The organism is Paenibacillus sp. 598K (genome assembly GCF_003851045.1).
Lineage (GTDB): Bacteria > Bacillota > Bacilli > Paenibacillales > Paenibacillaceae > Paenibacillus_D.
This window is the reverse complement of the sequence record NZ_BFBX01000274.1, coordinates 1-227: the sequence shown is the minus strand read 5'-3', so window position 1 is coordinate 227 and position 227 is coordinate 1. Positions and strand designations below refer to the sequence as shown.

Annotated in this window: 1 protein-coding gene; it reads right to left on the bottom strand. The window is 59.0% G+C overall.

Annotated features, from left to right (window positions below):
* The coding region (locus tag PA598K_RS35025) for an Ig-like domain-containing protein (protein ID WP_185602434.1) at positions 1-227 on the bottom strand (227 nt) is incomplete at both ends.

Sequence of the window (227 nt, the reverse complement as noted above, 5' to 3'; positions counted from 1 at the left end):
CCTTGAACTCCAGCAGCCGGTCTGGATTGATAGCAGCCGATTTGTAAGGCGAAGAGACGGTCAGACTAACCGCGGCGGATTGACCTTTGTGCTTGCCGGTTATTTTGACCGTGCCCGCTCCGAGCAGCTTGACATTGCCGTCCGAATCGACGGTAGCAAGCGCCGTGTTGGAGGAGCTCCAGGCCGCATCGGAGGTGACGTCGGTGCTGGACGTTCCTTTCGTTGCG